General features: G+C 70.4%; 29 protein-coding genes. 16 read left to right on the top strand and 13 right to left on the bottom strand.

What is annotated here, in order from left to right; translation table 11 throughout:
* Positions 1-340: 340 nt before the first annotated feature.
* Positions 341-547, top strand: a complete 207-nt coding sequence (locus WFJ97_RS13305; protein WP_247624651.1) for a CsbD family protein — start codon at positions 341-343, stop codon at positions 545-547.
* 100 nt (positions 548-647) lie between these two features.
* Here the strand turns inward: WFJ97_RS13305 and WFJ97_RS13300 are convergent, their stop codons facing one another.
* On the bottom strand, positions 648-812 hold the full coding sequence (locus WFJ97_RS13300; protein ID WP_247624650.1) for a hypothetical protein: 165 nt from the start codon (positions 810-812) through the stop codon (positions 648-650).
* 154 nt (positions 813-966) lie between these two features.
* On the opposite strand from WFJ97_RS13300, the gene WFJ97_RS13295 reads away from it, so the two are divergent.
* From WFJ97_RS13295 to WFJ97_RS13285, 3 genes are read left to right on the top strand one after another with little or no spacing between them, the layout of a single operon-like run.
* Positions 967-1,233 (top strand): DUF7218 family protein, encoded by a 267-nt coding sequence (locus tag WFJ97_RS13295; RefSeq protein WP_336641837.1) that lies wholly within the window; start codon positions 967-969, stop codon positions 1,231-1,233.
* 9 nt (positions 1,234-1,242) lie between these two features.
* On the top strand, positions 1,243-2,400 hold the full coding sequence (locus WFJ97_RS13290) for a carboxylate-amine ligase (RefSeq protein WP_336641836.1): 1,158 nt from the start codon (positions 1,243-1,245) through the stop codon (positions 2,398-2,400).
* 49 nt (positions 2,401-2,449) lie between these two features.
* Complete coding sequence (locus WFJ97_RS13285) at positions 2,450-3,859, top strand: MFS transporter (RefSeq protein ID WP_336641835.1); 1,410 nt, start codon at positions 2,450-2,452, stop codon at positions 3,857-3,859.
* 260 nt (positions 3,860-4,119) lie between these two features.
* Here WFJ97_RS13285 and WFJ97_RS13280 read toward each other — a convergent pair whose 3' ends face one another.
* Together WFJ97_RS13280 and WFJ97_RS13275 are read right to left on the bottom strand one after the other, a co-directional pair.
* Positions 4,120-6,330 carry a glycoside hydrolase family 10 protein gene (locus WFJ97_RS13280; protein WP_336641834.1) on the bottom strand — a complete coding sequence of 737 codons (2,211 nt, stop codon included), beginning with the start codon at positions 6,328-6,330 and terminating at the stop codon, positions 4,120-4,122.
* 124 nt (positions 6,331-6,454) lie between these two features.
* On the bottom strand, positions 6,455-7,024 hold the full coding sequence (locus tag WFJ97_RS13275; protein WP_247624645.1) for an NADPH-dependent FMN reductase: 570 nt from the start codon (positions 7,022-7,024) through the stop codon (positions 6,455-6,457).
* A gap of 105 nt (positions 7,025-7,129) precedes the next feature.
* On the opposite strand from WFJ97_RS13275, the gene WFJ97_RS13270 reads away from it, so the two are divergent.
* The 3 genes from WFJ97_RS13270 to WFJ97_RS13260 all read left to right on the top strand — a co-directional run bounded on the left by WFJ97_RS13270 (position 7,130) and on the right by WFJ97_RS13260 (position 9,272).
* Positions 7,130-7,951 carry an endo alpha-1,4 polygalactosaminidase gene (locus WFJ97_RS13270; protein WP_336641833.1) on the top strand — a complete coding sequence of 274 codons (822 nt, stop codon included), beginning with the start codon at positions 7,130-7,132 and terminating at the stop codon, positions 7,949-7,951.
* Positions 7,952-8,025: 74 nt separating this feature from the next.
* The gene (locus WFJ97_RS13265; RefSeq protein WP_336641832.1) at positions 8,026-8,982 is read left to right on the top strand and encodes a hypothetical protein; all 957 of its coding nucleotides are present in this window, start codon (positions 8,026-8,028) and stop codon (positions 8,980-8,982) included.
* Between the two features lie 113 nt (positions 8,983-9,095).
* Positions 9,096-9,272, top strand: a complete 177-nt coding sequence (locus WFJ97_RS13260; protein ID WP_247956826.1) for a hypothetical protein — start codon at positions 9,096-9,098, stop codon at positions 9,270-9,272.
* Between the two features lie 149 nt (positions 9,273-9,421).
* Here the strand turns inward: WFJ97_RS13260 and WFJ97_RS13255 are convergent, their stop codons facing one another.
* The 4 genes from WFJ97_RS13255 to WFJ97_RS13240 all read right to left on the bottom strand — a co-directional run bounded on the left by WFJ97_RS13255 (position 9,422) and on the right by WFJ97_RS13240 (position 11,964).
* Positions 9,422-9,634, bottom strand: a complete 213-nt coding sequence (locus WFJ97_RS13255; protein WP_247624641.1) for a DUF6458 family protein — start codon at positions 9,632-9,634, stop codon at positions 9,422-9,424.
* A 139-nt stretch (positions 9,635-9,773) separates the two neighbouring features.
* Positions 9,774-10,367 (bottom strand): TetR/AcrR family transcriptional regulator, encoded by a 594-nt coding sequence (locus WFJ97_RS13250; protein WP_336641831.1) that lies wholly within the window; start codon positions 10,365-10,367, stop codon positions 9,774-9,776.
* Positions 10,368-10,371: 4 nt separating this feature from the next.
* On the bottom strand, positions 10,372-10,920 hold the full coding sequence (locus tag WFJ97_RS13245) for a hypothetical protein (protein ID WP_336641830.1): 549 nt from the start codon (positions 10,918-10,920) through the stop codon (positions 10,372-10,374).
* A 99-nt stretch (positions 10,921-11,019) separates the two neighbouring features.
* On the bottom strand, positions 11,020-11,964 hold the full coding sequence (locus WFJ97_RS13240; RefSeq protein ID WP_336641829.1) for a LacI family DNA-binding transcriptional regulator: 945 nt from the start codon (positions 11,962-11,964) through the stop codon (positions 11,020-11,022).
* Positions 11,965-12,076: 112 nt separating this feature from the next.
* On the opposite strand from WFJ97_RS13240, the gene WFJ97_RS13235 reads away from it, so the two are divergent.
* The 5 genes from WFJ97_RS13235 to WFJ97_RS13215 all read left to right on the top strand — a co-directional run bounded on the left by WFJ97_RS13235 (position 12,077) and on the right by WFJ97_RS13215 (position 18,390).
* Positions 12,077-13,621 carry a mannitol dehydrogenase family protein gene (locus tag WFJ97_RS13235; RefSeq protein WP_336641828.1) on the top strand — a complete coding sequence of 515 codons (1,545 nt, stop codon included), beginning with the start codon at positions 12,077-12,079 and terminating at the stop codon, positions 13,619-13,621.
* Positions 13,618-14,622 (top strand): L-idonate 5-dehydrogenase, encoded by a 1,005-nt coding sequence (locus WFJ97_RS13230; RefSeq protein ID WP_336641827.1) that lies wholly within the window; start codon positions 13,618-13,620, stop codon positions 14,620-14,622. The genes WFJ97_RS13235 and WFJ97_RS13230 overlap by 4 nt, the downstream gene beginning before the upstream one ends.
* A gap of 70 nt (positions 14,623-14,692) precedes the next feature.
* A complete protein-coding gene (locus WFJ97_RS13225) occupies positions 14,693-16,084 on the top strand; it encodes an MFS transporter (protein WP_247624635.1) in 1,392 nt (463 codons plus the stop codon).
* Positions 16,085-16,196: 112 nt separating this feature from the next.
* The gene (manD, locus tag WFJ97_RS13220; protein WP_247624634.1) at positions 16,197-17,423 is read left to right on the top strand and encodes a D-mannonate dehydratase ManD; all 1,227 of its coding nucleotides are present in this window, start codon (positions 16,197-16,199) and stop codon (positions 17,421-17,423) included.
* Positions 17,424-17,430: 7 nt separating this feature from the next.
* Complete coding sequence (locus WFJ97_RS13215; RefSeq protein WP_336641826.1) at positions 17,431-18,390, top strand: sugar kinase; 960 nt, start codon at positions 17,431-17,433, stop codon at positions 18,388-18,390.
* Positions 18,391-18,397: 7 nt separating this feature from the next.
* On the opposite strand, the gene WFJ97_RS13210 is transcribed toward WFJ97_RS13215, so the two are convergent.
* Entirely contained in the window at positions 18,398-18,721 is a 324-nt protein-coding gene (locus WFJ97_RS13210) for a DUF7882 family protein (protein WP_336641825.1), read from the bottom strand.
* Between the two features lie 113 nt (positions 18,722-18,834).
* On the opposite strand from WFJ97_RS13210, the gene WFJ97_RS13205 reads away from it, so the two are divergent.
* Positions 18,835-19,107, top strand: a complete 273-nt coding sequence (locus tag WFJ97_RS13205; protein ID WP_247624631.1) for a hypothetical protein — start codon at positions 18,835-18,837, stop codon at positions 19,105-19,107.
* A 2-nt stretch (positions 19,108-19,109) separates the two neighbouring features.
* On the opposite strand, the gene arr is transcribed toward WFJ97_RS13205, so the two are convergent.
* From arr to WFJ97_RS13190, 3 genes are read right to left on the bottom strand one after another with little or no spacing between them, the layout of a single operon-like run.
* The gene (gene arr, locus WFJ97_RS13200) at positions 19,110-19,520 is read right to left on the bottom strand and encodes an NAD(+)--rifampin ADP-ribosyltransferase (RefSeq protein ID WP_247956833.1); all 411 of its coding nucleotides are present in this window, start codon (positions 19,518-19,520) and stop codon (positions 19,110-19,112) included.
* Between the two features lie 46 nt (positions 19,521-19,566).
* Positions 19,567-20,208: a hypothetical protein gene (locus WFJ97_RS13195; RefSeq protein WP_336641824.1), complete on the bottom strand. Its 642-nt coding sequence runs from the start codon at positions 20,206-20,208 to the stop codon at positions 19,567-19,569.
* A 16-nt stretch (positions 20,209-20,224) separates the two neighbouring features.
* Positions 20,225-20,713 (bottom strand): pyridoxamine 5'-phosphate oxidase family protein, encoded by a 489-nt coding sequence (locus WFJ97_RS13190; protein WP_247624628.1) that lies wholly within the window; start codon positions 20,711-20,713, stop codon positions 20,225-20,227.
* Between the two features lie 169 nt (positions 20,714-20,882).
* On the opposite strand from WFJ97_RS13190, the gene WFJ97_RS13185 reads away from it, so the two are divergent.
* On the top strand, positions 20,883-22,433 hold the full coding sequence (locus WFJ97_RS13185) for a helix-turn-helix transcriptional regulator (RefSeq protein WP_336641823.1): 1,551 nt from the start codon (positions 20,883-20,885) through the stop codon (positions 22,431-22,433).
* A 138-nt stretch (positions 22,434-22,571) separates the two neighbouring features.
* Positions 22,572-23,261, top strand: coding sequence for a DedA family protein (locus WFJ97_RS13180; RefSeq protein WP_336641822.1), 690 nt, complete (start codon positions 22,572-22,574; stop codon positions 23,259-23,261).
* 115 nt (positions 23,262-23,376) lie between these two features.
* On the opposite strand, the gene WFJ97_RS13175 is transcribed toward WFJ97_RS13180, so the two are convergent.
* Both WFJ97_RS13175 and WFJ97_RS13170 read right to left on the bottom strand, forming a co-directional pair.
* Positions 23,377-23,694 (bottom strand): DUF2277 domain-containing protein, encoded by a 318-nt coding sequence (locus WFJ97_RS13175; RefSeq protein ID WP_336641821.1) that lies wholly within the window; start codon positions 23,692-23,694, stop codon positions 23,377-23,379.
* A 115-nt stretch (positions 23,695-23,809) separates the two neighbouring features.
* The gene (locus tag WFJ97_RS13170) at positions 23,810-24,646 is read right to left on the bottom strand and encodes a helix-turn-helix transcriptional regulator (protein ID WP_336641820.1); all 837 of its coding nucleotides are present in this window, start codon (positions 24,644-24,646) and stop codon (positions 23,810-23,812) included.
* A gap of 94 nt (positions 24,647-24,740) precedes the next feature.
* Between WFJ97_RS13170 and hxlB the strand changes: the two genes are divergently transcribed.
* A complete protein-coding gene (gene hxlB, locus WFJ97_RS13165; protein WP_247624624.1) occupies positions 24,741-25,322 on the top strand; it encodes a 6-phospho-3-hexuloisomerase in 582 nt (193 codons plus the stop codon).
* The last annotated feature ends 2 nt before the right edge of the window (positions 25,323-25,324 follow it).

Genomic DNA, 25,324 nt, shown 5'->3' with positions numbered 1-25,324 from the left:
CCACCACCGCACCCTCGACACCTCCGGCTGGGAGATACGTATGCACAACGGCACACCCCACGTCCGCGGACCCGCCTGGTGGGACCCCCACCAACGCTGGCGAACACCCCGGACCGCACCGCGGACTGCCACCGCCACCACCGCGACCGCCACCACCACGGCCACTGCCACTGCCACGGCCACGGCCACTGCGGTCAGACAACGAACTCGAACACCGATGCGCGCATGAACGAGCGCGCGACCTGTCACGCGCCTGACCGGTTGTCAATCCCGTGGTCGCCTCGCGCGGGCGGTGCGAGGGTGGCCATTCCAACGATCCCCACAAGGAGAGGAAGACGCCATGAGCGCGGGAGACGACATCAAGAACAACGCCGAGAAGCTGGCCGGAAAGGCCAAGGAGGGCGCGGGCAAGCTCACCGACAACGAGCGCCTCGAAGCCGAAGGTCGCGCAGACCAAACGAAGGCCTCTGCCAAGCAGGCGGGCGAGAACGTCAAGGACGCCGCGCAGAAGGCCGGCGAGAACGTCAAGGACGCGTTCGACCGCTGAGACCGAAGAACCCCGCTCCTCGGAGCGGGGTTCCGGCCCTCCGGCACGACGTCCGGACGCAGAGGAGGCCCGCCACTCGGGCGGGCCTCCTCTTTCTGGTCTAGCTGCGGCGACTGCCGGTGATCGATCGGATGAGCCATGCGATCACGGCGATAGCGAGGAGCACGAGGCCCACCCACAGGAGGAACTGCAGAGACTGCACGAGTCCTCCGGTGATCGCGAGAATCACGGCGATGACGATGACGATGATGAGGAGGATGTTCATCGTTCTTCCCTTCTGTTCGAGGCGGGCGCCCCGAATTGCTGTAACCCTCACGCTAGGGGTCGACGCCCGCCGGGGCAGAGGGGGTTGACGCGGACGCCTCCGGAATGCCAAGGGAATCCGAAATGCCAAGGGAAACAGAGGAGAGGACGACATCATGCCCGGACGACGCAACAGTTCACTGAAGGATCCGGAACTCTACGAAGAGCTCCGCGACGACGGCGCCTCGAAGGAGAAGGCCGCCCGCATCTCGAACGCGGCCGCCCGTGACGGCCGCAAAACAGTCGGCAGACGCGGCGGGGAGAGCGGCGACTACGAGGACTGGACGGTGTCCGAGCTGCGCGCCCGAGCGAAGGAGCTCGGAATCACCGGCTACAGCGGCAAGCGCAAGGCCGAGCTCATCTCGATGCTGCGGAACCACTAGGCGGTCTCGGTGGCGCGCTTCGGCATCGAGGAGGAGTTCCTGCTGGTCGACCGGAGCACGCTCGTGCCGCTGGCCATGGCCGACGGCACTCGGGAACGGCTCGCACCCGAGGGCGACGGGCGGATCCTGCCCGAGTTCCTCACCTCCCAGTTCGAGTGCGTCACCGATCCCCTCTCGTCGATGACGGATGCTGCGGCGCAACTGCGTCACCTGCGCGCTGCACTCGCGGCGCACGCCGCCCCGCTGGACGCCGTGATCGCCGCCTCCGGCACGCCGTTCAACACCACGGGGCGCGCGACGATCTCCGCGTCGCCGCACTACGACCGCGTCTCGGCGCAGCTCGGCGCGATCGCGCGCGGCCACGAGGTGAACGGGCTGCACGTGCACGTCGAGGTCGCGGATGCCGAGGAGCGAGTGCGGGCGCTCAACCGTCTGCGCGGCTGGTTGCCGGTGCTGCTCGCCCTCACCGGCAACAGCCCCTTCGCCGAGGGGGCGGCGACCGGTTTCGCGAGCTGGCGCAGCATCCTGATCCGTCGCCTGCCCGCGACGTGGACGCCGCCCTGGTTCCACGACCTCACCGACTACGAGGGGCAGGTGGATCGGCTGATCGCGCTCTCCGCGATCCCCGAACGGTCGTCGCTGTCGTGGGCGGCACGGCTCTCGGACCGCTTCCCCACGGTCGAGTCGCGCGTGTGCGACGCGCAGCTCTCGATCGACGACACGCTCTTCGCGGCCGCTCTCACCCGCGCGATCGTGGTGGCCCACGACGGCCCGGCGTCGGCGGCCCCGGTCGAGCAGATCGACGCCGGGCTCTGGGTGGCCGCGCGGCACGGCATGGCGGCGACGATCACTGATCCCACGACGGGCGAGACGACGGATGCCTGGGCTGCGACGCACCGCCTGCTCGACGTCGTACGGCACGCGCTCGAGCGGCTCGGCGACGCGGAGTTCGTCACCGCCCACATCGGCCGCCTCCGGAGGGAGGGAACGGGCGCCGAGCGCCAGCTCCGCGCCCACGCGCACGACGGCCTGCGCGGCCTCCGACGGCTGCACCTCGCGGGGAGCGACACCGGCGAGTTCACCGGAGACTTCGCCACGGAGCCCGCCACGGATCCCGCCGCAGAATCCGCCGAGGACTCCGCCGCAGGATCCACCGAAGAGGAGTGAGTTCCCGGCATCCGCCCTCGACGTCCGTGGCCGGGAGTAGCCTTCGCCTGTGGCATCCTTCTCCGGCGTCCAGCGCCTGGTCATCTCGATCGCGGTCCTCGCGTCTTTCGTGACGTTCCTCGACGGCACCGTCGTGAACGTCGCGCTGCCCGCGATCAGCCGCGAGCTGGGCGGCGGCATCACGACCCAGCAGTGGGTGGTCGATGCGTACCTCATCACGTTGAGCGCGCTGATCCTGCTGGCGGGGTCGGTCTCCGACGCCTACGGCCGCGTGCTGGTGATGCGCGTGGGGCTCATCGCTTTCGGAATAGCCTCGATCGCGGTCGCCGCGGCCCCTGACCCGCTGGTGCTCATCATCGCCCGCGCGGCGCAGGGCGCGGCGGGCGCGCTGCTGGTTCCGAGTTCGCTCGCCCTGATCACCGCGACCATGCGCTCCGATGTGCAGGCGCGCGCGATCGGGGTGTGGACGGCGTTCACGACGGCCGCTCAGCTGGTCGGCCCGCTCATGGGCGGACTCTTCGTCGACTACCTGTCATGGCGCTTCGTGTTCCTCATCAACGTGCTGCCGATCGCGCTGAACCTGATCCTGCTGTCGCGGCTGAAGCTGGCCGAGAAGCCGAGCGGTCGCCGCGTCGACTGGGTCAGCGGGGCGCTGTGCGCGATCGGCCTCGGCGCCGTGGTGTTCGCGCTCATCGAGCAGCCCAACTACGGCTGGGGCTCCCCTGCCATCTGGATGCCGGGCATCGCGGGGGCCGCCCTGTTCGCGTGGTTCCTGCTGCGGCAGCGGGGCTCGGCCTCACCGCTCATGCCGCTGTGGCTCTTCCGCGTGCGCGACTTCGGCTGGGGCAACCTCGCCACCTTCTTCGTCTACGCCGCGCTCTCGCTCAACGGATTCGTCGTGGGCGTCTACCTGCAGCAGGGCGCGGGGCTCAGCGCCACCGCCGCCGGTCTCGCGAGCCTGCCCATGACGATCCTGATGATCCTCATCAGCTCGCGGGCGGGCGCCTGGGCCGGGCGATTCGGTCCGCGCATCTTCATGACGGTCGGCCCCGCGATCATGGCCGTCGGCGCCCTCATGCTGCTGCTCGTCGCCGAGGACTTCGACTACTGGTGGCAGGTGCTGCCGGCCATGATCGTGACGGGTCTCGGCCTCGCTCTCACGGTCGCCCCGCTGACCGCCGCGATCCTCGGCGCGATCGATCAGGAGCACTCCGGTATCGCCTCGGCCGTCAACAACGCCGTCTCGCGCGTCGCCGGCCTCCTCGTCGTCGCGATGCTGTCGACGATCGTCGGCGGCATGCTCGACCTCGACGGGTTCCACAGCGCGGCCTGGGTCACCGCCGCGCTGCTCGTGCTCGGCGCGATCGTGTCGTGGATCGGCATCCGTCGCAATCCCGCCGAGGTCGAAGACGCCGTGACCCCGACATCCGCCCCGTCCCCGGCAGCGCCCGCGGCCTGAATCAGGCCCTGCCTGCCTGCCTGCCTGCCTGCCTGCCTGCCTGCCTGCCTGCCTGGACCACGCTCTGCTGCGTGATTCAGGCTTGCCCGCCTGCGCAGGATCTCGGAGATCTGCACCCATTTCGCACGAACGCGGCCGATTCCCTGCGGGATTGCGCGAATCTCCGAAACGACGCCACCGCCTCTTCCGCACGTCGGGATCGACAGGTCGGCCCGGAGAACCGGGGCGGCGACCCGTCGATCCCGCGAGCGGGGCGACGCTCAGGCGCGGCGACGGCGGCGCAGTGCAGCTGCGCCCGCCGTCGCGGCACCGGCGGCGAGCAACCCGCCGGCCAGGAAGAGGGCGGCGGCCGGCACGTCCCCGCCGGTCGTCGCCAGATCGTCCTGGGCGCCTGCGTCGGATGCCCCGCCCGACCCCGTTCCGGAGCCGGAGCCGGAGCCCGAGCCGTTTCCGGGGGTGCCCGGATCCACAGGGTCGACAGGATCCACCGGGTCCACCGGGTCCACCGGATCGACCGGGTCCACGGCATCCGCGACGGCGATCGGCGCGCTCTCGACGGCCGCCGCGTCCAGTGCGGTCACCACCCAGCTCTCGCCCGCCGCGCGAGCCGCGGCGTCCGCATCGCCAGCATCCGCACCACCGGCACCCGCATCGCCGACACCCGCACCACCGGCATCCGCATCGCCGACACCCGTGGGCAGCGGATACGCGAACTCCGCCGCACCCCCGGCCCACACGGTGTCGACCAGCGTCCCCGGAGCGGCCACGATCTCCTCGGCCGTCCCCGTGCCGCGGTAGATCGCGTACTGCCGGGCCTCCGCCGCATCACCGGCCGCCCAGACGAGGGCGCCATCCTCGACCGCCACATCCGCGGGCGACGCGACCGAACCGTCGGACAGCCACGGCTTCGCGGGCACGATCGTCGGGTGCGCGAACGCCTCGCCCTTCAACAGCTCGATCGCGGTGTTCTTCGCCTGGTTCCGGGGCTGCTGGTCGGCGGGCAGCGCGGCGATGTCACTCGGCTTCATGTCGTTGTAGCTGAACAGCACGCTGCCGTCGATGCCCTCGAGCTTCTGGTTGAAGCGGATCTGGTTCGGAACCTCTTCGGGGTTCATCCACGCGGCCTCCCAGCCGCCGTTGTTGACGTGCTTGTAGAGCGCGTGCCCGACGTAGATCTGGGTGCGGCTCTCGGCGGCGGCATCGCTCCACCACTGCGCGAGCTCCCCGTAAGGGGCTGCCGCCTGGTCGAAGCTCCAGTAGATCTGCGGGGTGAGGTAGTCGATGAGCTCGTCCTGCACCCAGCCGCGGGTGTCGGCGAAGACGGCGTTGCTGTAGGTCTGCGACGACCCGACCGGGGTGTTCGACCCGGCGGGATCGAGGGCCTTGTGCTCCCAGATGCCGAAGGGGCTGATGCCCAGCTGCACGGCGGTGCCGGCATCCGCGTTGTGCGCGTCGATCGCGCCCGCCACCTGCGTGACGAGACCGGTGATGTTGTCGCGACGCCAGGCCTCGATCCCGTCCTGCGTGTCGGGGTAGCCGGCCGTGAGCCCGAATTCCTCGAAGGTCGCGCGATCCTCGCCCTGGGCGCCGAAGAAGACGTTCACGCCGTCGACGGTGATCCGGTACGGGTAGAAGTAGTCATCGAAGTGGATCGCGTCGACGTCGTAGTTCTCGACGATCTCGGCGACGGATGCCGCGACGTACGCGGGCACCTCGGGCTGCCCCGGGTCGAGGAAGAGCTTCTCCTCGAACGACAGCACCCAGTCGGGATGCTGCACCGCGAAGTTGTCGTCGGCCAGGATGCCGGCGCCGTTGAGCGCGGCGATGTACTCCGGGATGGTGAGGGCCTTCACCTCGTCGGCGGTGAGGCCGAGGGCCGTGAGGATCGCGGGCGCGGTCATCTTGGTGTTGGTGACCCGGTAGGGGTTGAGCCACGCGTGGAACTCCATGCCGCGGGCGTGGGTCGCGTCGACCATCTTCTGCAACGGGTCGTAGCCGGGGTCGGTGCCCTGCGGGCCCCCGAGGAACTCCGACCACGGGTTGAGCTCCGAGGGGTAGTACGCGTCGAGCAGCGGACGCACCTGGAAGATCACGGCGTTCATGTTCCACGACGCGAAGTCGTCGAGCACGGTGGCGTACTTCGCGTCGAAGTCGGCGGCATCCGCGGGCTTGCCGAAGTTGAGGTTGCCGATCGTGCCCACCCAGGCGCTCGAGAAGCGCCGATTCTCGGGCTCGAGCGCGCTGGGGATGGCGACCTGTTCCCCCGAGCCCGGGAAGATCTCGACCGGGTCGGTGCCGTAGCCGTAGGCACCCGAGGCGTCCTTCACGAACTTGTACAGAGGTTCCTCGTCGGGGGCGGCGGCGACGGCCGCGGCCGGGAGGGCGAGCATCAGCAGGGCGGCGGTCGCGGCGGCGGTGGATCTTCTCAACATCGAGTCCTCGTTCACTTCGGCGTTCACGGTGATAACCATTTCCACTCTCAGCATTGTTAGTGGAACTAACTAACAGCGTGCCACAGCATCCGCCCGATCACCACCCCCGCTCACGCAGAAGGGGCCCGCAGCCGATGGCCGCGAGCCCCTTCGAGACGAGCGATCAGCTGACGGGGCTGAGCGTCTTCGCGATGTGCGTGTGCACGGCGGTGAGCCACGAGAGGAGGAACTCGGTCGTCGACTCGTCGGTGACCTCGCCGTCGTCGGTGATGAGCCCCTCGCGCATGTGCACGTAGGCCTCCGGCTGCGCGAGTTCCGGCGACGCCAGGAAGGAGAGGATCGAGCGCAGGTGCTGCTGCGCGACGGCGGTACCGATCGCGCCGACCGAGGCGCCGATCACGGCGGACGGCTTGCCCGCGAAGCTGTTCTGGCCCCACGGGCGGCTCGCGGTGTCGAGCGCGTTCTTCAGCACGCCCGGCACCGAGCGGTTGTACTCGGGGGTGATGACGATGATCGCATCGGAGGCCTCGATCGCCTTCTTGAACGACGCGGCCTCGGCCGGGATCGCACCGTCGTTGTCGGCCGAGTAGAAGGGCAGGTCGACGAGCGGGATCTCGGTGAGGTTGAGGCCCGCCTGCGGCGCGAGCTTCACGAGCGCCTTCGACAGGCGGCGGTTGATCGAGGTCGAGGAGATGCTGCCGACGAGGAAGCCGACGTCGTACGTGGTGGTCATGAGGGGTCCTTCCCAATTACATGCAATTGCATGAACATGAAACCACGTCCGCGGCATCCGCATTCCCGAATCGTCCGAACAGGATCGCCCAGTAGATTTGCTCACATGCGCTCCCGCCCCACCTCCGCTCTCACGATCGCTGTGCTGACGGTCGCCGCGCTCACGGGGTGCACCACCACGGACGCTCCGGCATCCGGATCCTTCAGCGCGCCACCCGCCGGCGCCGCGCCCGACTACCAGCTGGGCGGCGCCTACGCACCGGCATCCGGGGTCGGGATCGTCGGGCGCGATCGCGCGGCCGAGCCCGCCGACGGCGTGTACTCGATCTGCTACGTCAACGGATTCCAGACGCAGCCCGGCGAACTCGACCTCTGGGACGACGACCTGCTGCTGCAGCGCGACGGCGCACCGGTCTTCGACCCGGACTGGCCCGATGAGGCTCTCGTCGACACCTCGACGCCCGCGCAGCGCGAGCGCATCGCCGCCCTCGTCACCCCGTGGATCGAGGGATGCGCGGATGCCGGGTTCGACGCGGTCGAGTTCGACAACCTCGACTCGTACACCCGGTCCGACGGCGCCCTCACCCTCGAGGGGAACCTCGCCCTCGCGGCGCTGCTCGTCGACGCCGCGCACGGCGCCGGTCTCGCCGCCGGGCAGAAGAACGCCGCCGAGGATGCCGCGATGCTGCGCGACGAGGCAGGATTCGACTTCGCCGTGACCGAGGAGTGCGCCGCCTACGAGGAGTGCTCGGCGTACACCGATGTCTACGGCGAGGCGGTGATCGACATCGAGTACAGCGACGAGCTGCCCCGCACCTTCGCCGAGATGTGCGCCGACGACGAGTCGCCCGCCTCGATGGTGCTGCGCGACCGGAACCTCGTGACCCCCGACGACGAGGCGTACGTGTTCGAGACCTGCGCCGGCTGATCTCTTCGGTGCGGGCGGACCTCTTCGGTGCCGGCTGATCTCTTCGCTGCGGGCCGCGCCGATACGGTGGGGGCATGCCCACGGATGCACGCGTGATCGCGATCCTCGAAGAACTGCCCGACCTCGCAGATGCCGGCGAACAGGACGGACGCCGGTGGTTCGCCCGCTGGAACGAGGGGGCGGTTCGGCTGCTCGACGATCAGCTGAGCGAGGTGAACGGCCGGGCTCTCGCGCTCACCGACGAGGTGCGTGTGCGCGCGGCATCCGCGCTCGATCGCCTGGTGCTCACCGCCGGTGGCGACACCGTCCTCGTCGGCGACGACACCGTCACGGTCGCGGGCCTCTCGATCGACGCCGCCGCGTTCGTCGGCGATCTCGTCGTCGCCACCGCGCCGGGTGACGACGGCGGGCATCGGGTGCTGCTGCTCGACCACGCGACGGGGGCGCTGCTCGATGAGCAGGCCGTCGACGCCGACGATGCGATGGCCGTCGTGCACCGGCATCCGATCGATCCGATCGCCGTGATCGAGCTGGCGATGGGGCAGGACGGATGCCTCGCCCTCCGCGTCGATGTCGATGTCGATGCCTCCGCTCCGACGGGGCCGCAGCTGCGGCTGACCGAGATCCTCTCAGGACACGACCCGGTGATCGCCGGCTTCCGCCCCGCCGGGGACCGGCTGCTGATGGCTCCGTACCCGAGCGATCCCGAGACCGCCCGGGTGTTCGCGTGGCCGTCACTCGACGAGATCGGTCAGGTGTCGGCCGCCGACATCGATGCGGAGTACGGTTTCGGACTCGCCGCCTGCTGGGTCGACGACGACCGGGCGGCGCTCGTCGCACCGGAGGACGCGCTCGTGCTCACCGGTCCGGCGCTCGACTCCGCCGTGCGGGTCGACCTGTCGCAGCTGCTCGGCGACGACGCGGAGATCGAATCGCTCACCCCTCTCGCCCCCGGCCGCATCGCCGCGGGTGTCTGGACCCCGGACGGGCGATCGACACGGGTGATCGAGTTCGCGGCCCCGCGCGAATGAGACGAGCGACACCCTTTCGTCCGCCTGTCAACGGGCGGGTGCCGATCGAGACGATGCGCGAGGCTGGGCATCCGCCCGGATCGACCGGCGGCCCGTCGACGAGAGGACACCCCATGAGCGACCCGAAAGCGTACCCCGACGACAGCGGCCCCTACGACGCCGCCGCGGATGCCGCCGCCGAACCCGCCGACGACGGCAAGGTCTTCACGGCCGACGAGGGCTCCGATCACGGCGCCCCGCACGACGGGGAGCAGGATCCGCTCGATCAGAGCGACAGCCTCGAGCGCTGAGACGCGCATCTCGCTGAACCCCGCGCCGCGCTGAACGCCGCGCCGCGCTGAGTCCCGCACCTCGTCGAAACCCACCGGACGCGACGAGACCCACCGAGCACGTCGGTGGGTCTCGATGCGTCCGAGCGGCACCGCGAGGGTGCCGAGGGTCAGATACGGTCGTCCTCGACGACCGTCGTCGTGCCACGGGTGCGACCGCGGCGGGAGACCATGACGATGATTCCGATGATGGCCGTGATCGCTCCGGCGGCCATGAGGATGTAGCCGACGAGGTCGAGGTTCACCCAGTCCAGCTGCACGTTCAGTGCGAACGCGAGGATCGCGCCGATCACGAAGAGGACGATTCCGGTTCCGATGCTCATGAGAGTGCTCCTTCCGGCATCCGACGATGCCGTCGCGCCTCATGCTCCCGGAATACCCCGGGCTCCGGAAAGGCCTTGACTTCGGCGCAGGCGTCGGGGTGCCCCGCGACGACGGCGCCGGATCCACGGAGACCGCGGCTCACCCGTCTTCGCGCCCGAGCATCCGGAAGTGCCGTTCCAGCATGGTCCGCGCGCGAGCACCCGCATCGGAGTCCGTGCTCCACAGCAGACGCAGCGCGAGCCCGTCGAGCAGCGCGTGGAGACGGTCGCCCTCGAAGGCGGCGTCGACCGACGCGGGCACCTCGCCCGCGCGCACGAGTTCTGCGATGGCGGCGTCGCACACCCGCCGCACCCCGCCGCTGAGCTCGCGCACCGAGGGAGCCAGCGAGCCGTCGGTCAGCGCCAGGCTGCCCAGCTGGAGCTGGACCATCAGCTCGGTGCGCCGCACCTCGTCGAGAGGGAGGAGTTCCTCCAGCATCGCGATCACGCGGCGCCCACCGTCGCCGTCGAGTCGCCGCAGGCGATCGGCGACAGCGGAGCGGATCCCGTCCAGGCAGAACGACCGCAGGGCCGCCTGCGTCGGGAAGGCGCGGCGGAGGGATGCCGTCGCGAGCCCCGCCTCCTCGGCGACCTTCCGCACCGAGAGCGCGACGAGGCCGTCCCGCGCGAGCACGCGCATCGCCGCCTCGCCGATCTCACGGTCGCGCTGGGCGTGGTCGATCAGCTTGGGCATGTCCTCACCGTACCGGGGCGGCCTCCGCGGGCGCCTTCTTCGGCCAGAGCGTGTAGCTGACGGCCCAGATCACGTCGACCGCCAGGACGATGCCGAGGATCCGGAAGAACCCGACCAACTCGGCCGTGCGGTCGGGAGCCGCCACGATGGCGATGAGTCCCCCGAGGATCGCGGCCGCGATGGCGACCGCGAGCACGGTGCGCGCCACGTCCTTCCAGCAGGCCACCGTGTACGCTGCCCCCGTGAGCGGAGCACGGCGCGGTGCCCCGCGGAACCGCGTCGCGAACTTCGCGTCCAGCCACGCGATCATCCGATGCCCGTAGGCGATCGAGATGCCGATGTAGAGGGCGGCGAGACCGTGGTGCCAGGATGCCGTCGCCCCGCCGAGGAGGTCGACCGTGACGAGCGTCAGGAGCACGAGATCGATGAGCGGTGCGGCGACGAGGAATCCGACGCCGAGCCTCGGCCGGCGCAGCGGGTACCGCGCGACGAGGCCGGCGACGATCGCGACCCAGAACGCGATCTCGCAGGCGATGATGGCGACGAGGATCACCGGCGCGGACCCGGGGTGCGTGTGCTCATGGCATTAAGTTAGCACAGTCGTACTAAAACGTCGGCAGGCAGGTGCCGGTGCCGCATCGACGCCTGACGCCTAGGCTCGGCGGGGCGCGGCGGTGGAGGCCCGCACGATGAGCTGCGAGCTGAGCGTCGCGGCCTCTCCGACCACGGCGCCCGCGATCGCCTGCAACAGCAGGTCGACGCCGAGGGCGCCGCTGCGCTCGATCGGCATCTGCACGGTGGTGAGGCCCGGGGTCACGGCGCCGGCGAGATCGATGTCGTCGATGCCGACCAGGCTCACGTCGTCGGGGCAGGTGAGCCCGAGGTCGAGGAGTCCCGCCTCGAGGCCGATCGCGACGAGGTCGTTGTAGGCGACGACGGCGGTCGCTCCGCTGGCCGCGGCGAGCGCGGCGGCGGCGCGGCCTCCCTGGATCGACGCCTCGTGGTGGCTGAGCCGGGTGAGACGGATGCCGTGGCGATCGCACGCGCGCTCGATGGTGTCGTATCGACGGGCGTCCGCCCACGAACCGCGGGGACCGGAGGCGTAGGCGATGTGCTCATGCCCGAGCGCGAAGAGGTGCTCGATCGCCTGCGCGGGGCCGTGCTCGGCATCCATGAGCACGCTGGGGATGCCGTCGATCTGCCGGTTGACGACGACCGACGGGGTGCCACCGATGAGGGCTGTGACATCGGCATCGGGGAGGCGGGGAGAGCAGAGCAGGATGCCGTCGAGCTTGCGGGCCTGCTCGATCTGCTCGCGCTCGCGGCGCAGGTCCTCGTCGGCGTCGAAGAGCACGATGCGATGCCGCCCGTGCCACGCCTGACCCTGGACGGCCTTGAGGAGCTTGCCGTAGACGGGGTTGGCGACGTCGGGCACGATCACACCGAAGGTGCGGGTGGCGGTGCCCGCCTGGGGGTTCGCGTAGCCCAGGTCGGCGGCCGCCTCGAGCACGCGTTCGCGGGTGGAGGGGGCGAGACGGTCGGGTTCTCCGAAGGCGCGCGATGCCGTGGCGATCGACACGCCTGCGCGCTTCGCCACGTCCGTCAATGTCGCTGCCACGTCCACCCCTCCGGTTGCCGCAATCCTATGGCACGATCCTCGTCATGAAACTGGCTTGACAAGTTTGTACAACTCATACACACTGCTTTACATGACGATCAACGCCGATCTCCGGATCCTGAGCCGCGCCACCCCCGCGGCCACCGCTCCGCTGGTCACCCCCTCCGGCACCGGCATCCTGCACCTGGGTCTCGGCAGCTTCCACCGGGCGCACCAGGCGATGTACACGGCCGCCGCCATCGCCCACGACGGCGGGGACTGGGGCATCATCGGCGCCGCCTCCCGCTCACGCACCGTCGTCGACGCGATGCACGCGCAGGACTTCCTCTACTCGGTCGCCACCATCTCTCCCGCGGGAACGAGCCTCGCGATCCCCGGTGTGCACACCGACGCCTTCGTCGCCGGCGACGAGCCCGAGCGCGTGGTCGGCCACATCGCCGACGCCGGCATCCGCATCGTCACGCTCACCGTCACCGAGAACGGCTACAGCTACTCCCCCGCCACCGAGCACCTCGACCTCGACGACGAGACCGTGCGCGCCGATCTGCGGGGCGGCGCGCCGCGGTCGACGATCGGCCAGCTCGCCCGCGGCCTCCAGGCCCGCGCCCGTGCCGGCGCCGAGCCGATCTCGATCCTCAGCTGCGACAACCTCGCCGCGAACGGCAAGCACACCGAGAAGCTCGTGCGCGAGTTCCTGCAGGCTCTGCCCGACGGCGAAGCGTCCGACGCCCTCGACTACATAGACCGCGCCGTCACCTTCCCCTCGAGCATGGTCGACCGGATCGTGCCGTCGACCACCGCGCGACTGCGCGACGAGGTCGCCGGCCTCCTCGGTGCGGTCGACGGCATCCCCGTGCCGGGCGAGCCGTTCACGATGTGGGCGATCGAAGACGCCTTCGCCGGCGGACGCCCCGCCTGGGAGGCCGGCGGTGCCGTCTTCACCTCCGAGGTCGCCCGCTACGAGCAGATGAAAGTGCGTCTGCTCAACGGCACGCACTCGCTCATCGCCTACCTCGGCGCGCTCCGCGGAGTCGGCACGATCCCCGAGGCGATCGGCATCGACCGGATCGCGGATGCCGCGCGCGGCGTCATGCGCAGCGAATACGAGCCGTCGGTCGACGTGCCCACCGGTGTCGACATCCGCGCCTACGAGGCCGAGCTGTTCGAGCGCTGGGGCAACAGCGCGCTCGGACACCAGACCCGCCAGGTCGGATCGGACGGCTCGGTGAAGCTGCGCCAGCGCATCCCGGAGCCCGCACTCCTCGCGCTCGGGCAGGGGCGGATGCCGCACCTCATCGCACTCACCGTCGCCGGCTACCTGTCGTGCCACGCCCCGCTCGGCGGTTTCGACCCCGGCGTGCACGCGGCCGCGATGACCGACCCCGCGCGCGAGCACCTCGCCGCGCTGGCCGCGGGCGCACGCGACGGCGTCGACCTCGCCCGCCGCGTGATCGTCGACCAGCGCCTGTTCGGCAGCGAACTCGCCCACCAGGAGGCCTTCGCCGCACGCGTCGGCGAACTGGTCGACACGATCCGCCGCAGCGGCGTCGACGCTGCGATCGCCGACGCCCTCTCCGCCGCGGAAGAGGGCAAGCTCGACAACGACACGAACGCCACGAAGGAGGCCCGCCGATGAAGTCGCTCGTCATCCACGGCAAGGAAGACATCCGCTGGGACGACCGGGAGATCCCGGAGCCCGGTGCGGGCGAGGTGCGACTGCGCGTCGGCTTCGTGGGCATCTGCGGATCCGACCTGCACTACTACTTCCACGGCGCCAACGGCGAGTACACGATCCGCGAGCCCCTGGTGCCCGGACACGAGCTCTCGGGCGTCGTCGACCTCGACCCCTCCGGTCGCCTCGCCCCGGGCACTCCGGTGACGGTGCACCCCGCCCGCTACGGAGCATCCGTCCCCGGCCTCGAGGACCGCCCGCACCTGCGCCCCGGCGGCGACTACCTCGGCAGCGCCGCGGCGAACCCGCACCGTCAGGGCGGGGCGTCCGAGTACCTGATCGTCGAGGAGCACATGATCCGCGTGCTGCCCGACGGCCTGCCGCTCGAGCGCGCCGCACTCGCCGAGCCCCTGGCCGTCGCGCTGCACGCCGTGGGTCTCGCGGGCGATGTCAGCGGCAAGCGCGTGCTCGTGATCGGCGCTGGGCCCATCGGGCTGCTGGTGGTCGCCGCGGCCGTGCACGCTGGTGCCGGCGTCGTCGGCGCGAGCGACGTGCGCACCGAGCCCCTCGACCGCGCGCAGGCGCTCGGCGCGACCGAGGTCGCCCTCGTCGGCCGCGACACGATCGAGAACGAGTCGTACGACGTCGTCTTCGAGTGCTCGGGCGTGGGCGTCGCCCTCACCCAGGCCGTGCGCGCCACCCGTCGCACCGGAACGATCGTGCAGGTCGGCATGCTCCCGAACTCCGACATCGGCGTGAACCTCGCGCCGCTGCTCGCCAAGGAGCTCACGATCCGCGGCGCGTTCCGCTTCTCGACCGAGATCGACGACGCCGTGCGCATGCTCGCGGAGTCGGATGCTCTCGACCCCGTGATCTCGCACGTGCTCCCGGCATCCGATGCCGTGAACGCGTTCACGATCGCCCGCGACTCCTCCGCCTCCGCGAAGGTGCTGCTCGCCCTCTAGCGCTCTCTCCCGTTACCCGCGGCTCCGCCGCATCCGACACCCCCCTTTCTGGTCCGAAGGAGTACCTCCCATGTCAGACGCCACCACGACGGCCCCGGCCGCCGATCCCACCGCGAAGAGGTCGGTGCGCGACCTCGTCCGCGCCGCCATCTCGGGGTGGCTCGGCACCGCGCTCGAGTTCATGGACTACCAGCTGTACTCGCTGGCAGCCGCGCTCGTCTTCGCCGATCTGTTCTTCTCGTCCGAGAACCCCGCCGTCGCGGTCGTCGCCGCGATGGCCACCTACGGCGTCGGCTACGTCGCCCGCCCCGTCGGCGCGTTCTTCTTCGCCCGCCTCGGCGACAAGACCGGCCGCACCAAGGTGCTCTTCTACACGATCCTGCTCATGGGTCTCGCGACGACGCTCATCGGTTTCCTGCCGACGTACTCGCAGGTGGGCGTGCTCGCGCCGATCCTGCTCGTGCTCCTGCGCATCGCCCAGGGCTTCGGTGCGGGAGCCGAGATCTCCGGCGCCGGCGTCATGCTCGCCGAGTACGCCCCGGCCAAACGCCGCGGCATCATCGCCTCGCTCGTCGCCCTCGGCACGAACTGCGGCACGCTGCTCGCGTCGGGCATCTGGGCGATCCTGCTCGTCGCCTACAGCGAGGACGAGGTCATCGACTGGGCTTGGCGCATCCCGTTCATCGCCAGCGCGGTCATCATGCTGTTCGCCATCTGGGTGCGCTTCAACCTCAAGGAGACCCCGGTCTTCGAGGAGCGCGACGACGTCGTCGACGGCAAGGCCCTGTCCCGCGAGGAGACGATCCAGCTCGCCACCGAGACCGGAGACATCCGCACGCTCGAGGCGATGCAGCGCAAGCCGTGGAAGGCCTTCTCGATCGCCCTGCTGCTGCGCTTCGGTCAGGCCGGCAACTCCGGCATGATCCAGACGTACCTCATCAGCTACATCACCGTCGTGCTGCTGCTCGACCGCTCGATCGGCGTCAACGCCGTGATCGTCTCGTCGCTCGTCGCCTTCATCACGGTGCCGCTGTCGGGCTGGCTCGGTGACCGCTTCGGCCGCAAGCGCATGTACATGGTGTGGGCGATCATCGCCCTGATCGTCATCGTTCCGACGATGCTCATGATCAGCAGCAAGGACACCACGCAGGTCTTCATCGGCTACGTGGTGCTGCACAACCTCGCGGTGATGAGCTTCGCCTCGCTCGAGAACCTCACGCTCCCCGAGCTGTTCGGAGCCCGCAACCGCTACACCTACACCGCGATGGCCCGTGAGATCGCGGCGATCATCGCGACCGGCGCCGGACCCGTCATCGCCGCCGCGTGGGTCTCGGCCGTCACCGGTTCGTTCATCCCGATCATCATCATGCTCGTGTTCTTCACGCTCTGCGCGCTCGTCGCGTCGATCTGGATGCCCGAGGTCGCCGGTCGCGATCTGACCGATCCGCGCGACGCGATCTGATCGCACCGCGCACCACGACCCGGGGTGCGGCCGAGACCTTCGGCCGCACCCCGCACCACACCTATCACGCCCCCGCACGACACCCCGCTTCACCAGGAGAACCGAGAACGCCATGACCATCGAGCTCGTCGACGTCAACATCACCAGCCCCGGACGCAACTTCGTCACGCTCAAGATCACGACCTCCGACGGCATCACCGGCCTCGGTGATGCGACCCTCAACGGGCGTGAGCTCGCGGTCGCCTCGTACCTCGCCGACCACGTCGCCTCGATGCTCGTCGGCCGCGACGAGGATCGCATCGAAGACACCTGGCAGTACCTCTACCGCGGGCCGTACTGGCGCCGCGGCCCGGTCACGATGGCCGCGATCGCCGCGGTCGACATGGCCCTGTGGGACATCAAGGCCAAGAAGGCCGGCATGCCCCTGTACCAGCTGCTCGGCGGAGCCAGCCGCGAGGGCGTGCGCGTCTACGCCCACGCCTCCGGCACCGACTACGCCGCCCTCAAGAACGCGATCACCGGCTACGAGGAGCTCGGCTACACGGCCGTGCGGGTGCAGACCGGTGTGCCCGGTCTCGGCCAGATCTACGGCGTCTCGTCGTCGGGCCCGGGCGTGCGCTACGACTACGAGCCCGCCAAGCGCTCGGGCGACCGCCCCAGCGAGGAGCGGTGGGACACCCGCAACTACCTGAACCACATGCCCGGCGTCTTCGCCAGCATCCGCGAGGACTTCGGCTCCGACCTGCGCATCCTGCACGACGGGCACCACCGCATGACCCCGATCGAGGCGGCGCGCTTCGCGAAGGACATCGAGCCCTACGACCTGTTCTGGCTCGAGGACTGCACCCCCGGTGAGGACCAGACAGCCCTGCGCCTGGTGCGCCAGCACTCCACGACGCCGCTCGCGATCGGCGAGGTCTTCAACTCGGTGTACGACTACCAGACCCTCATCACCGAGCGTCTGATCGACTACGTGCGCTCGGCCGTCACCCACACCGGCGGCATCACCGCCATGAAGAAGCTCCTCGACTTCGCCGCGATCTACGGCATCAAGTCCGGCATCCACGGCCCGACCGACATCTCGCCGGTCGGCATGGCCGCAGCGCTGCACCTCGACCTCGCGATCCACAACTTCGGGATCCAGGAGTACATGCCGCACAACGCCCAGACGCTCGAGGTCTTCCAGACCTCGTTCACCTTCGACAAGGGCTTCCTGCACCCGGGCGACAACCCCGGCCTGGGCGTCGAGCTCGACGAGGATGCCGCGGCGGGCCACGAGTACACCAAGGCGTACCTGCCGGTGAACCGTCTGCTCGACGGCACCGTCCACGACTGGTGACGCGTTCATGACGGGCGACGATCGCGGGGTGGTCACGCTCGGCGAGAGCATGGCGCTGATGCGCGCCACCGAGATCGGTTCGCTCCGGCACGCCAGCGCGATGGCGCTCGGCGTCGGAGGAGCCGAGAGCAACGTGGCCATCGGGCTGCGCCGGCTCGGGGCATCCGTCTCGTGGCTCGGTCGGGTCGGCGACGACTCGCTCGGCGACCGGGTGCTGCGCGAGATCCGCGCCGAGGGCGTCGACGTGCACGGCATCGTGGACGCGGATGCCCCGACCGGACTCATGGTGAAGGAACGGCCGTCCGCGGCATCCACCGCCGTGCACTACTACCGCGCGGGCTCGGCCGGATCGCGACTGCACCCCGACGACCTGCCCGCGGAGTGGGTCGAGCGCGCGGCGATCCTGCACGTCACCGGCATCACCCCGCTGCTGTCGAGCTCGGCGCGCGAGACGCTGCGGGTCGCGGTCGACCGCGCGACGGCCGCCGGGGTGGCCGTGAGCGTCGACATCAACTACCGCTCGGCTCTGGCCCCGGTCGCCGAGGCGGGTCCCCTCCTGCGGGAACTCGCGGAGCGCGCCGACCTCGTCTTCGGCGGCGCCGAGGAGTTCGCGGTGCTGTACCCCGAGGCATCCGAGACGGACGCGGCAGGACTGCTGCACGCCGCGGGCGTCGAGCACGTCGTGCTGAAGCAGGGCCCGGACGGCGCGACGGTCTTCACGCCCGACGGCACCTGCGCCGGCCCCGGCTTCACGATCGACGTGATCGACACGGTCGGTGCAGGTGACGCGTTCGTGGCGGGGTATCTCAGCGCGCGGCTCGAAGGACTCGACATCGCCGGCACTCTCCGGCGCGCCAATGCCTGCGGTGCGATCGCCTGCCTCGTGCCGGGCGATTGGGAGGCCGCCCCGACGATGCGCGACCTCGGGCGGTTCCTCGACGGCGGGGGCGACCCCGTCCGTCGCTGAGCAGACCTCAGCCCGCGGATTCCTCGGGCGTCTCGAGCATCTCGTCGACGAGGCTGATGCCGCCCGAGGAGTTCGCCGACATCATCAGCTGCTCGATCCACTTCAGGTTCAGCTGCGGCGCCTCGGAGTCGTCGAAAGTGAAGCGCAGCGGGATCGACGGGTGCAGCCAGATCGTCGACCGCCCGTTCTCGTCGCCGTCGCTGTGCCGCCACGACAGCGTGAAGCTCTCGTTGCGGCGCAGCTTCGTGGCGATCGCCACCTTGAGGTGCGCGAGCGCGCGGTCCTCGATGCGGATCGGGGAATCGGAGCCGCCGTAGTGCAATGAACCCATGGTCGAAACGATAGTCGCGGTCGCACGACGTCGGCCGGAGCGACGGCTACCAACGGCATCCGAGTCGCGCAACCCCCTCAGGATCGGCCGGGATCGGGTCTACCGTCGAGCGCATGGACGAGCCGAGGACGAACACGAGAGCACGCATCGACATCGATGGCCGCGAGTTCCTCCTGGACGGCGACCGCGACCTGTTGGAGCTCATGGGGCGTATCGAAGCCGCGGCCCGATCGGAGCCCACGTTCGTCGACATCTCCGATCGCAACGGGCTGGTGAGCGTGCTGGTCTCGCCGGGCGCTCGCGTCGTCATCTCGGTCGAGCACGTGAGCTCGGTCGCGCTCGTGGAGGAGGCTCCCGTGCACCCGATCGCCGACTGGGATCTCTGAGATCAGTTGATGATCTCGGCGCGCTCGTCGCCCTGCAGCGCCGCGAGCTTGCGCCGCCACTCGGCGAGCGCCTCGGGCGCCGACCGCACCCAGTCGTCGACCTCGCGCACGACCCGCAACGGGGCGGCGCTGCGATAGGAGCGAGTGGGGTTGCCCGGGAACTTCTTGTCGGTGACGTTGGGGTCGTTCTCGAACTCCCCGGTCGGCTCGACCTCGTACACACGGGGAGCACGGTCGCCGGGGGCGAGCTCGGCTGCAAGACCCGCGCCGTTCGGCATCGCCGTGAAGTAGATGTGGTTCATGACGATCTCGGGGCGATAGTTCGAGGGGAACCCCGCGGTCAGCAGATCGCCCGGCCGCAGATCGGCCTTCGTGCCGTGGAAGAACGGTCCGTCGTCGAGTGCGTCGCTCACGCCGACAGCCTATGCCGGAGCTCTCGCCCACCGATCGTGACAACCGTCAGCGCCCGACGGCGACGATGACGGCTCCGATCGCGACGGCCGCGCCGACGACGACCGCGCCGAGGGGGAGGACGTGCGAGAACCTCTCGCCGCGCCCGACCGAGCCCGGATAACGACGCGTCGCCTCGGATGGGGTGAGCGGATCCGCGATCGTGACGGGAGCCCATCCGCACCTCGCGAGGTCCGCGACGACGGCCGCATCACGCGGGGTGAACGTCGCGACCACCGCACCCTCCCTCCGCAGGACGACCCGTGGTCTCGGCGCCGTCGCCACGCGTGACGGCAGGATCAGGTCGGCGAGCACCACGACCTCGTCCACGTCCGCGATCTCCACGACCCTGCGACGGCCCCACACCCGCCGGATCACGAGGCCGTGCGCATCGACCGTCGCCTCGACGAAGGGCACGGTGAGGACGGCACCGACGACCCACAGCACGGCGGCGATGCCGCCGATCGCCAGAAGGATGCCCAGCCCACCGGCATCCGATCCCGTGCTCCGCCACGCCACACCTGCCCCGACGAGCGCGGCGACGCACACCGCCCCCGTGATCGCGAGGAAGACACGACCAGCCAGCACCGACACGGGCACCGTCCTCTCTGCGGACGACCCGATCGCCGAGGCATCCGTCCTCACCAGCATGACGGATGCCCCGCACTCATCGCTGCGGCAGCTCGACCGTCTCGTTCTCGCCCTCGTAGGGCTCGCCGGTGATCTTGGACTTCACGAAGCTGAACAGCGAGGCGATCTTCCCGCCCGGGCTGTCCCAGTACTCGGCGGATTCGGCGGTGAACTTCAGCAGGCCCACCTCGGGGTCGTCCGGCCCGTTCGTGAACCAGGCTTCGACCGTGGGGCTCCAGAGCTCGCGCACCTTCGCCGGGTCGTCGACCAGCTCCGCGGTGCCCGAGAGCGACACCCACGAGTCGTTCGAGCTGAGCGAGACGCCCACCCGCTCGTCGGCCTGCGCGTCGAGCACGAGCGTGGCGCTCTTCGACACGAGGAACCACAGGTCGCCGTCGAACTCGGCCTCCTGCACGGTGAGCGGATGCGAGACGAGTCGCCCCTCGGCGTTGCGCGTGGTGAACATCGCGAAGCGGAAGTCCTTGAGGAGCTCGGCGACCCGCTGGACGGGTGTGGTGTCGGTCATGAGAGTGTCCCTTCTGCGCTGTCCGCGGCCGGTTCCGGCGACGTCCCGCCATCATCGACCGAGGGGATGCCATGAGCGGAGGGGGTTGCGGCCGAACGTCGGGAGAGCTAGCCGCTCTGACAGAATGAAGGGGACGCATACGCGACCACGAGAGGACCGCCGGGCTGAGATGAGCGAGTCGGCAGCGGATGCTCTGCAGGAGAGTCTGGACGCGGCGCGTTCCCACGGCGACTGGACCGGGGTCGTCGGCCTCCTGGGCGCCCGATGGAGCGAGCTGTATCAAAGCCACCCGCAGCTGCTCATCGACACGATCACGTCTCTGCCTGCCGACGTGATGGACGCGAATCCACGCCTCCGCCTCGCCGAGGAGCATCTGCGTCGCTCGTCGACCCGGCAGCGGACGACCCGCGCGTACTCGGACATCCTGACCGACGATCCCAACGCGCCGCCGCTCGACCGACTCGCCGCGCTGACCGGCCGCCTCGCGGTCGCGCGCACCGAGGGACGACTGGCCGATGCGGCCGCTGCGGCCGACCTCGCCGTCGCCACTCTGCGCGGCGTGCCTGTCGAAGTCGTTCCCACGTTCGCCAACGCCCTGCCCGAGCTGCACTACCACTGGGGCCTGACGTACTTCCTCGCCAGCCGCTTCGACGAGGCACTCGAGCAGTTCGCGCGCAGCCACGACTGGGCGAGGTCGGTCGACAATCTGCTGGTGCGCACGACGGCCGGCGGTGTGAGCGCGCTCATCCACGCCCTGCACGGCCGCGATCGCGACGCGCAGCACTGGCTGGACCGGCTTCCCGAGACGCCGGACGACGCATGGTGGGCGACGGATGCCCCGACCGCGGCGCATCTCGCCGACGCCCTGCTGCACATCGACCGGCTCGACACCGACACCGCCCGCGAGATCCTCGACGGAATCGACATCCGCGTGGCCCCGTCGCTCGACCTCTGGGGACCGTACTTCGCGCTGCGCGCCTTCATCGTGACGGAACGACGCGACGAGGCCCAGGTGCTGCTCTCCGAGTTCGACTCGTTCGTCGCGGGGCTGGCTCCGGAGTACGCCCGGGTGCCCGTCAATGCCGAGTACACGCGCCTCGTGCGCTACCTGCTGCTCCAGCTCCTGCACCAGCCCGAGCGCGCGGCCCGCGAACTGGGCATCGACACTCTCGATGCGCGCGCGAGCATCGTCGTGCAGACGGGTGCGGCGTTGCACGCGCGCCGCGCACTGCGACACGAGAAGGCCGCCGCGGCACGGCGACTGATCACGCCCCTTCTGCAGGCGTCGAGCGCGCGACCGCGGGTCGTCATCGCCGCGCTCGCTCTGGCCGCGGAGACAGCGGGGGCTGCGCAGCGCACGGACCTGCTGCAGCGCGCGGTCGCCCTGGCGACGTGGAACTCGGTGTACTCCGCGTTCCCCCCGGCATCCGTCGAGGTGCGCCGTGAACTCGCCGACCTGCTCGACGAGAAGGGCGAGCCCGAGATCGCGGCCCGCCTGCGCGGGGTGTCCGAGACGCTGTCGGTCGCCGGGACCGATGCCCTCACAAGACGGGAAGCCGCCGTCGTGGCGTCGGCGCTGGCCGGGCTCTCGAACACCGAGATCGCCGCGAAGCAGCACGTGAGCGTCAACACGGTCAAGTCGCAGCTGCGCGGCGCGTTCCGCAAGCTCGAGGTCTCGAGCCGTCAGGAGCTGATCGAGCTGTTCCAGCTCGGACGCTGAGCCGGGACGAACGCTGAGCCGGGACGGATGCTGAGCCGGGACGGATGCTGAGCCGGGGCGGACGCTGAGCCGGGACTCAGGTGCACGGGATAGCGTCGACGGGTACGACCACCGCGATCCCCGACACCTGAGGACACGATGAGCCGCATCGCCCCCGCCCTGGAAGCATCCGCCCCCGCCTACGACGGTTTCGTCGGGTGGGTGCTGAGCCTCATCGAATCGCTTGGGGAGGTGGGCGTCGGCATCGCGATCCTCATCGAGACGTTCGTGCCACCGATCCCCTCGGAGGCGATCCTGCCGGTCGCCGGGTTCCTCGCGTACGAGGGCCGGATGAGCGCGTGGGGCGCGTGGGCGGCGGCCACTCTCGGCGTGCTCGTCGGCGCACTGATCTGGTACGCGATCGGCGCCGCGGTCGGGCGCGACCGCACGCGTCGGATCGTCGGGCGCATCCCGCTGCTCGACTACGACGACTTCGACAAGGCCGAGGCGTTCTTCGCCCGCTGGGGCGGCGGGGCGGTGCTCTTCGGACGCTGCGTGCCGCTCGTGCGATCGTTCATCTCGATCCCCGCGGGCATCGAGCGCATGCCGCTGTGGAAGTTCACGCTCTACACGCTGATCGGTTCAGGCGTCTGGAACGCGATCTGGATCGGTCTCGGCTTCGCGTTCGGCCCGGCCATCAAGCCGGTGCTCGAGGAGTGGAGCGGCCTCATCTCGAACATCGCCGTCGGGGCGATCGCGATGCTGGTGCTGGCCTTCATCGCCGTGCGCATCCGGCGGCGGCTGCGCGAGGGCGCGACGCGACGGATGCCGCAGCCCGACGCCGACTGAGCCCTCCCCGAGTGAGCCCTCCCCGAGCGCACCCTCCCCGAGTGCATCGATCGGTGCGAAATGTCGGTCATGGCGCCTCTTCGCCGACGTTTCGCACCGATCGATGCACTGCGGGTCAGGCCTCGGCGGTGCGGGCGGCGCGCTTCGCGTCCTGGAACACCCGGATCGCCTCGTAGCGCTCCGCCGAACGCGCCTGGCGCTTGGCGGCCTGCTCCTGACGGTTCTTCGGGGGCGCCGAGGTGACGAGTCCGTCGAGCAGATTCCGCACCGAGCGCTCGATCTCGGCGATCGCCCGGTCGAACACCTCCCGGTTCGCCCGCGACGGGGCGTTCGTCCCCGAGATCTTGCGCACGAACTGCAGCGCGGCGTCGTGGCATTCGTCGTCGGATGCCGGGGGCTCGAGGTTGTTCAGGGGGATGATGTTGCGGCACATGCCAGCCAGGCTAGATCGCTGAGCGGCGGAGTCAAGGGGTGGCGGCGCGGCCACGGCATCCCGCGCATCCGACGCGCCCACCCGTTCGCACGGGTCTACCCCTCCGAACGGGTGGTTAGCCGCGCGCGATCGCCGCGAGCTCGACCCGCGAGGTGGCCCCGGACTTGCGCAGCAGGTTCGAGACGTGGAACTTCACGGTGTTCTCGCTGACGCTGAGCGTGTGAGCGATCTCGCGGTTGCGTCGACCGGCGGCGATCAGCCGCAGAACGTCGCGCTCACGGGGACTGGCGTCGATCGCGGCGGGCAGGTCGCCGGCATCCGCGGGTGGGTCGAGGGGCAGGCGGATGCCGACCTCCGACCCCCAGCCCGGGGTCGCCGACACCGAGAAATCGCCGGCGAGGGCCGACACCTGCTCGCCGATCGAGCGCAGCGTGTCGTCGTGGGTGGTGAGGTCGCCGCGGCCGTCGTCACGGATGCCGATGAGCAGGTTGAGGCCGTCGCAGTCCCACTGGATGCGCACGCGCCGGGTGTCGCCGCGGTCGACGATCGCCAGCACGGTGCTGCGCACGATGGCTCGTGCGGAGTGCGCGATGTCGCCGGGGAGAGCACGCCCGTTGGCGGGCGGTTCGACGAACTGCACGTCGAGCTCGCTGTACCGCACGAGTGGGCGCAGGTCTCCACGCAGCCGTTCGAACGCCCCGGTGACCGGCTCGAGGCCCGCCCCCTGCTCGTCGTTCAGAGTGCGCAGCCCCACGAGGGCACCGGCGGCGACATCGACAGCGATCGTGCGCGCCGCCCGGTCGTCGAGGCGGGTCGAGCGCAGCGTCGCGAGCAGGGACTCGAGCGTGAGCGCGTACCGGTCGCGCTGCTCGGCGAGCGCGCGGGAGTGATCGGCGGTCAGGCGGCGCGACGTGGACTGCGCGGTGCGGTCGGTGCGGTCGGTGGCGCTCATGGGCACCCACTCTATCCCGCCCCCTCCTTTCAGGTAGGGGGAACGGTCCCGAGGCAGGAGCGCCCGACGATCGGATGCTGGCGAGGCTGGGTACATGCCCCTCACCGCCACCATCTCCCCGGGAGCGGCGATCTCCCTCGTCGCCAACGAGCTCCTGCACGCCGCCGAGCGCACGAGCGTCGCGAACGCACGACAGCTCGACGACCTCGCCGCCCTCCTCACCGACGCCGACCGCGTCTTCGTGATGGGCGCGGGCCGCTCGGGACTCGCTCTGCGCATGACGGCGATGCGCCTCATGCACCTCGGCCTCGAGGTGCACGTGGTCGGCGACACCACCACGCCGGCCATCGCGGCGGGCGACGTGCTGCTCACCGCGAGCGGCTCGGGCACCACGGAGTCCATCGTGCGCGCGGCCACCCGCGCCTCCGAGATCGGCGCACGCGTCGGCGTGATCACCACCGCCGAGTCGTCGCCCCTCTCCGACCTCGCCGACGTGCGCGTGCGGGTGCCTGCGGCGCAGAAGCTCGACCGCAGCGCCGAGGCGTCCGCTCAGTACGCGGGCGGCCTGTTCGAGCAGATCGTCGTCGTGATCGGCGACGGGCTCTTCCACGCGCTCTGGCAGCGCCAGGGATCGAGCGCCGACGAGCTGTGGCCGCGGCACGCGAACCTCGAGTGACC

Source organism: Microbacterium sp. USHLN272, from assembly GCF_037149655.1.
Lineage (GTDB): Bacteria > Actinomycetota > Actinomycetes > Actinomycetales > Microbacteriaceae > Microbacterium > Microbacterium galbinum.
Note: the sequence above shows the minus strand (reverse complement) of the source record. Positions and strands in the feature narration are given on the sequence as shown.